We start from the raw sequence: 6,280 nt of genomic DNA, 5'->3' as shown, positions 1-6,280 counted from the left end.
CCTCCGTCGCTGAACTCTCGCCACTATCGCCAGCGCGGCCGAGCCGCGGAGCGCCTTGACCTCTTCCGGCCACCCGACCCGGCGAGCGCGCGGGATCGAGCACCCTCGAAGGCGTGAGCAAGAGATCGCGCGTCCCGGCCCTGCTGCTGGCCGCTGCCGCGGTGGCGCTCGGCATGCCGGCGGTACCGGCGTCGGCGGCGCCGCCCCGCGGCGCCTGCACGAATCCGGAGCCGGGCCGCCCGGTCGAGAAGTCGTTGCCCTGGGCCCAGTCCCTGTTGATGCCCCAGCGGGCCTGGCCGTTCAGCACCGGCGCCGGCGTGACGGTCGCGGTGGTCGACTCCGGGGTCGATGCCGACCATCCGCAGCTGCGGCGCAAGGGCAAGGTGCTGCCCGGTCGCGACTTCTATCTGGTCGGCAAGTTGCCGGGCAACTTCGACTGCGTCTCGCACGGGACCGGGGTGGCCGGCATCATCGCGGCCGACCAGATCCCCGGGATCGGCTTCCAGGGCGTCGCCCCCGGCGCCCGGATCCTGCCGGTACGGGTGAGCGAGCGCGAGACCGGAGACGGCGGGCAGGCCGAGCTGATCGACCCGCAGATCCTTGCCAAAGGCATCCGGTTCGCCGTCGACCAGGGCGCGCGGGTGATCAACCTGTCGATGTCCGGCGACCAGGACCAGGCGCCGGTCCGGGCGGCGGTCGCGTACGCCGTCGCCAAGGACGTGGTGGTCGTCGCCGCCGCCGGCAACCGGCAGAGCAACGCCCCAGGCGGACTCCCCTCGTACCCGGCCCAGTACCCCGGAGTCCTCGGCGTCGGGGCGATCGACAACGCCGGCAAGCGACTCGGCCCCTCACAGGTCGGCCCGTACGTCGACCTGGTCGCTCCCGGCGGCGGCGTCCTCACCGCCACCCGGCATACCGGGCACGCGTACTCCGACGGCACCAGTTTCGCCGCGCCCTTCGTTGCGGGCAGCGCGGCGTTGGTGCGGGCGGCGTACCCGAAAATGACTGCTGCACAGGTGATCCAGCGTCTCAAGGCCACGGCGGCACCGGCTCGTGGCGGGGCCGACAGCGCGGAGTACGGCGCGGGCATCGTCGATCCCTATCGCGCTGTCACCGAAGGCATGGCCGGGGTGGCCGCGAAGTTGCCGCCGATGCAGGCGCCGCCGGTCGACCAGCAAGCGCTCGACGCCGCCGCGTGGTGGACCGCTGCCGGGCTCGACGCGCGCTGGATGACCGCGATGGCCGTGGCCGGTACTGCGCTGATCGTCCTGCTCACCACGATGCTGGTCGGCGGCCGGCGCCGTCGCTGGCAGGCGGGCAGATCCTGCCTGGTGCAACGACGCGAACCGGTCGCGGCCGAGCTGCCTCCGGAACGCCTCTTCGCCCAGACCGACTGACGCCCAGCCCGATTGACCTCGTCTGCCCCCAGACGACAAGAAACCCCGGCCAGTGGTCTCTGGCCGGGGTTTCTTGTTCTGCTGATGGTTCACATGCCGGCGGCGATCCCCCGGCAAGTGGCCAGTGTGCTCTGGCCGTCGGCGGCGCACTGGTTCCACGCCGTTCCCTGGCGCTGCTGGTGCTCGGCAGCGTTGAGGGTGCCGTTGACCTCCTGGTGGATGGCCGAGACGGCATCCACACCGGCGCCGTCCATCCAGGCGTTCTCGTGCAACGTCTGGCTGGCCCGCAGATGGTCCTCGGCGGAGAGCTGACGCTGGCTGGACATGTTGGTCATGGCCGAGGCCGAGTCCGCCATCCCACCGAACTGCTGGAAAAGCTCTGGCATGGGTCCTGCTCCTCTCTGATGGTGTTCGGTCGGCCGGTCAGGCCGTCAGCGAGCCGCCCAGCCCGTTCATGGTCTGGACGTCGTTGCTGATGTGGGTGTCGTAGTGGTTGCCGATCTGGCCGATGCTGGTGGACCGGTTGTTCACCCGCTCGTGGTGCGGCCGGACGTTGCCCTGCCAGTTCTCGCCGACCGTGGACGCGGCGTTGTAGCCCGGCCCACGCCACGACCCGTTCAGGTCCATCGTGGTCGCCGCGGTACGGCTGGCGTTGCCCGACAGGTCCTGGCCGTAGACCGAGGTGACGTTCGCGTGGTGCGCGATGTTCTCGGTGAAACCCTGGATGAAGTCGCTCATCCTCTGCTCCTTTCCGATAGTGATACCTGTTCGCCAAGGTAGGGAGCGCTGCCCCGGTGCCACCGCGGACGACACCTTCCTGCCACTCCCGGTCGGCGCCGCGGCGGGAGCGTGATGATCCATGAGGAGCGAACTCTCGTGGAGGTTGACGATGGCAACAGTGGTGGTCCGGCGGCCGACCCGGCGGCCCGCGCCCGATCTGCCGGGCGGCGAGTTGTTGCTGGAGGCACCGCCCGAGGTACCGGAGGCCGGTGGCCGGCAGTGGGCGCAGATGCTGATGGTGCTGCCGATGGTGGCGATGATGGGCGCGATGATGCTGATGTTCTCCGGCAGCATCGCCAGCAGCCTGCGGTACGTGATCTTCGGCCTGTTCGGGCTGGCGATGATCGGGATGATCGTGCTCGCGATCTTCAACCGGGGCACCGGCGCCGGCAAGGTCGAGATGGGTCAGGCCCGCCGGACCTACCTGCGCCACCTGGCTCAGCAACGGCTGCGGCTCGGGCGCGCGATCGACCAGCAGCGGGAGACGCTGCACTACCTGCACCCCGATCCCAGCTCGTTGTGGGCGCTGGCCGGCAGCTACCGGCTGTGGGAGCGGCGGCCGGACGACGCGGACTTCGGCGTCACCCGGATCGGCATCGGCCGGCAAGGCCCGATGACGGCGATCGTGCCGCCGGACACCCAGCCGCTGGAGCGGCTGGAACCCCTTTCTGCGTTGGCATTGCGGCGCTTCGTCTCGACGTACGCGACGGTGTCCAACCTGCCGCTGGCGATCGCGGTGACCGGATTCGCCCGGATCTACCTGCCCGGTGACGAAGTACGGTCGCAGTCGCTGGCCCGGGCCATGGTCGCCCAACTGGCCGCCCTGCACGCACCGGACAACCTGAGGATCGCGGTCTGCGCCGGCGCCGATCGGCGCGACGACTGGGACTGGGTGAAGTGGCTGCCGCACGCCCTGCATCCCGAGCGTACCGACGCGCTCGGGCCGTTGCGTCTAATCGCCGGCTCCATCACCGCACTGGAGGCGATGCTCGACGACCTGCTCGCCGACCGGCCTCGGTTCGATCCCGATCTCGCCAGCTCGACCCGTGGGCCGCAGGTGGTCGTCATCCTCGACGGCGGCGACGCGGACGGCTCGGACCATCTGCTGGTGGGGGCAGGCCTCGACGGAGTCACCATTCTGGATCTGACCTTCCCGCCGCCCCGTGCGCTCGACCCCAGCGCGATCAGCCTCGACCTGTCGGCCGACGGCGACCTGGATGCCGAGACGATGGACGGTACGGAGAGGATCGGCCAGGCCGACACCTTGGATCTGGTCACCGCCGAAGGGTTGGCCCGGCAGCTCGCGCCGCTGCGGCTGACCGCGGGCGCGCACGGCGAACAACCGCTGAGCGCCGACCTGGGCCTGGCCGAATTGCTGGACCTCGGAGACCCCTTCGACTTCGACCCGGACGACACCTGGTTGCCGCGGCCGAGCCGCGACCGGCTCCGGGTCCGGTTCGGGCTGCGGGCCGACGGCCAGCCGATCGAGCTCGACCTGAAGGAGTCGGCGCAGGAGGGGATGGGGCCGCACGGTCTGCTGATCGGCGCGACCGGCTCCGGCAAGAGCGAACTGCTCCGGACCCTGGTGCTGGCGCTGGCGATCACGCATCCGCCGCGCTCGCTGAACTTCGCACTGGTCGACTTCAAGGGTGGTGCGACCTTCACCCGGCTGGACAAGCTGCCGCACACCAGCGCGGTGATCACCAACCTGGCCGAGGAGCTGCACCTGGTCGACCGGATGGCCGACGCGATCAACGGTGAGCTGCTCCGTCGCCAGGAGCTGTTACGGGCCGCAGGCAACTTTTCCTCCTTGCGTGACTACGAGAAGGCCCGGGCCGCCGGCGCCCCGCTGGACGAAGTACCGACCTTGCTCGTCATCTGTGACGAGTTCAGCGAGTTGCTGACCGCGCGGCCGGACTTCATCGACATGTTCGTCCAGATCGGCCGGGTCGGCCGGTCGCTCGGCGTCCACCTGCTGCTCGCCAGCCAGCGGCTGGAGGAGGGCCGGTTGCGTGGCCTCGAGACCCACTTGTCGTACCGGATCGGCCTGCGGACGTTCTCCGACATCGACAGCCGGACGGTGCTCGGCGTCAACGACGCGTTCCACCTGCCGCGCGCCCCCGGTCACGGGTTCCTGCGGGTCGGCACCGAGCAGATGGACCGGTTCCGGTCGGCGTACGTCTCCGGGGTCCATCGCCGGCCGGTTGCGGGCATGCTGCCGCTGAACGGTGAGCAGACGGTCGAGCTGCTCGACTACTCCACCGGGTACGTCGCCGCGGCGGTCGAGGAAGAGGACGACGAGACGACGGCCGATCCCGACGGCGCTTTCGACGAGACGATCGGCGAGAGCCTGATGGACGTGCTGGTCGACCGGTTCGAGGGCAAGGGAACGCCGGCCCACCAGATCTGGTTGCCGCCGCTGGACGAGGCGCCCGCGCTCGGCACGGTGCTGCCGGGCATCCTGGGCGGCCCGACCGTACCGGGCTTCGAACCCGGCCGGCTGACCACCATCGCCGGCATCGTGGACCGGCCGCTCGAGCAGCGCCGCGACCCGTTGCTGATCGACCTGTCCGCCGGTGGTGGGCACGTCGCCATCGCGGGGTCGGTGCAGAGCGGCAAGAGCACGGCGCTGGTCACCCTGATCAGCGGACTCGCGCTGACCCACTCGCCGCGCGATGTGCAGTTCTACTGCCTGGACTTCGGTGGCGGTGTGCTTAGCGGCGTACAGGATCTGCCGCATGTCGGTGGGGTGGCCGGCCGGCAGGACGTCAATGCTGTCCGGCGCAGTGTGATCGAGGTGCTCGGCATCATCTCCGAGCGGGAGAAGTCGTTCGCCAAGCTGCGGATCGACAGTATGGAGACCTATCGCGAGCGCCGCCGCCAGGGTGAGCTGGCCGACCTGCCGTACGGCGATGTCTTCCTGGTGATCGACGGCTGGGCGACGATCCGCAACGACTTCGACGACCTGGAGCCGTTGCTGGCCGATATCGCCACCCGCGGGCTGGCCTACGGCGTGCACCTGATGATCACGGTCGCTCGCTGGTTCGACCTGCGGACCAACATCCGCGATCTGTGCTCGACCAAGCTCGAGCTGCGGATCGGTGACCCGATCGACTCGATGGTCGACCGGCGGGCGGCGGCGCTGGTACCGGAGCACGCGCCAGGACGCGGTATCTCCACCGGGCGACACAACTTCCTGATCGCCGCGCCGCGGCTGACCGAGCCCGACGGCGAGCAGCGCGTCTCCGTCGGTACCGCGGAGCTGGTCCGGACGGTGGCCGCCGCGTGGCCTGACGTCACAGCGCCAGAGGTACGGCTGCTGCCGACCGACGTACCGTACGAGGCCGGAAACGGCGCCAGCTCCCGGGAAGCCGGGCTCGCGGTCGGTGTCGCCGAGCGCAGTCTCGAACCCGTGCTGCTGGACCCGGTGACCAATCCGACCTTCATCCTGCTCGGCGACGCCGCGTCGGGAAAGACCAGCTTCCTGCGGACCCTGCATCGGCGGATCGTCGAGACCTACACGCCCGAACAGGCCTGTGTGCTGGTCATCGATCACCGGCGCAGCCTGCTCGGCTCGGTCGAGGGCGAGCACCTGCTCGGCTACGGCACCGGGCACCAGGTGTCCGCGAGCCTGATCAATCGGCTGGTACAGATCCTGGACCAGCGCCTGCCCGGCCCGGACGTCACCCCGCAGCAACTGCGGGACCGCTCCTGGTGGCAGGGACCGGATGTCTTCGTACTGATCGACGACTACGACATGGTCGCGTCCGGCGAAGGCCACCCGCTGATGCCGCTGCTGCCGTACATCCCCCAGGCAGCGGACATCGGACTGCGGGTGTACGCCGCCCGGCGGACGGGTGGAGCGATGCGGGGGCTGTTCGAGCCCGTACTCGCGAAGATCCGCGATGTCGGGTCCCCTGGCCTGCTGCTGTCCGGCAGCCGGGAGGAAGGCCTGCTGCTGGGCGGGTTGCGGGCTCAACCGCTGCCACCCGGGCGCGGCTTCCTGGTCAACCGTCAAGGCAGTACCCAGCTGATCCAGCTGACGCATCCGCCGGCCGACCTGGATCCGGCCGTCTGACAAGAGGTTCAGGTGCGGCTTCGTC

4 protein-coding genes are annotated in these 6,280 nt (G+C 70.1%); 2 read left to right on the top strand and 2 right to left on the bottom strand.

Features of this window, described 5'->3' with window-relative positions; translation table 11 throughout:
* The first annotated feature begins 113 nt into the window (after positions 1–113).
* Entirely contained in the window at positions 114–1,397 is a 1,284-nt protein-coding gene (gene mycP / locus AB0P21_RS37025) for a type VII secretion-associated serine protease mycosin (protein WP_363703374.1), read from the top strand.
* Positions 1,398–1,486: 89 nt separating this feature from the next.
* Here the strand turns inward: mycP and AB0P21_RS37020 are convergent, their stop codons facing one another.
* Positions 1,487–1,783, bottom strand: a complete 297-nt coding sequence (locus tag AB0P21_RS37020) for a hypothetical protein (RefSeq protein WP_363703372.1) — start codon at positions 1,781–1,783, stop codon at positions 1,487–1,489.
* 37 nt (positions 1,784–1,820) lie between these two features.
* Positions 1,821–2,135 (bottom strand): hypothetical protein, encoded by a 315-nt coding sequence (locus tag AB0P21_RS37015; RefSeq protein ID WP_363703370.1) that lies wholly within the window; start codon positions 2,133–2,135, stop codon positions 1,821–1,823.
* Between the two features lie 151 nt (positions 2,136–2,286).
* On the opposite strand from AB0P21_RS37015, the gene eccCa reads away from it, so the two are divergent.
* A complete protein-coding gene (gene eccCa / locus AB0P21_RS37010) occupies positions 2,287–6,255 on the top strand; it encodes a type VII secretion protein EccCa (protein WP_363703368.1) in 3,969 nt (1,322 codons plus the stop codon).
* Positions 6,256–6,280: the final 25 nt, after the last annotated feature.

The organism is Kribbella sp. NPDC056861, assembly GCF_040687575.1.
Taxonomy (GTDB): Bacteria; Actinomycetota; Actinomycetes; order Propionibacteriales; family Kribbellaceae; genus Kribbella.
This window is presented reverse-complemented; position numbering and strand designations above follow the sequence as displayed.

Bases quoted from the DNA above. Each gene is read 5' to 3' on its own strand.
- AB0P21_RS37020 (WP_363703372.1), bottom strand. From the start codon at position 1,783: ATGCCAGAGCTTTTCCAGCAGTTCGGTGGGATGGCGGACTCGGCCTCG.
- AB0P21_RS37015 (WP_363703370.1), bottom strand. From the start codon at position 2,135: ATGAGCGACTTCATCCAGGGTTTCACCGAGAACATCGCGCACCACGCG.
- eccCa (WP_363703368.1), top strand. From the start codon at position 2,287: ATGGCAACAGTGGTGGTCCGGCGGCCGACCCGGCGGCCCGCGCCCGAT.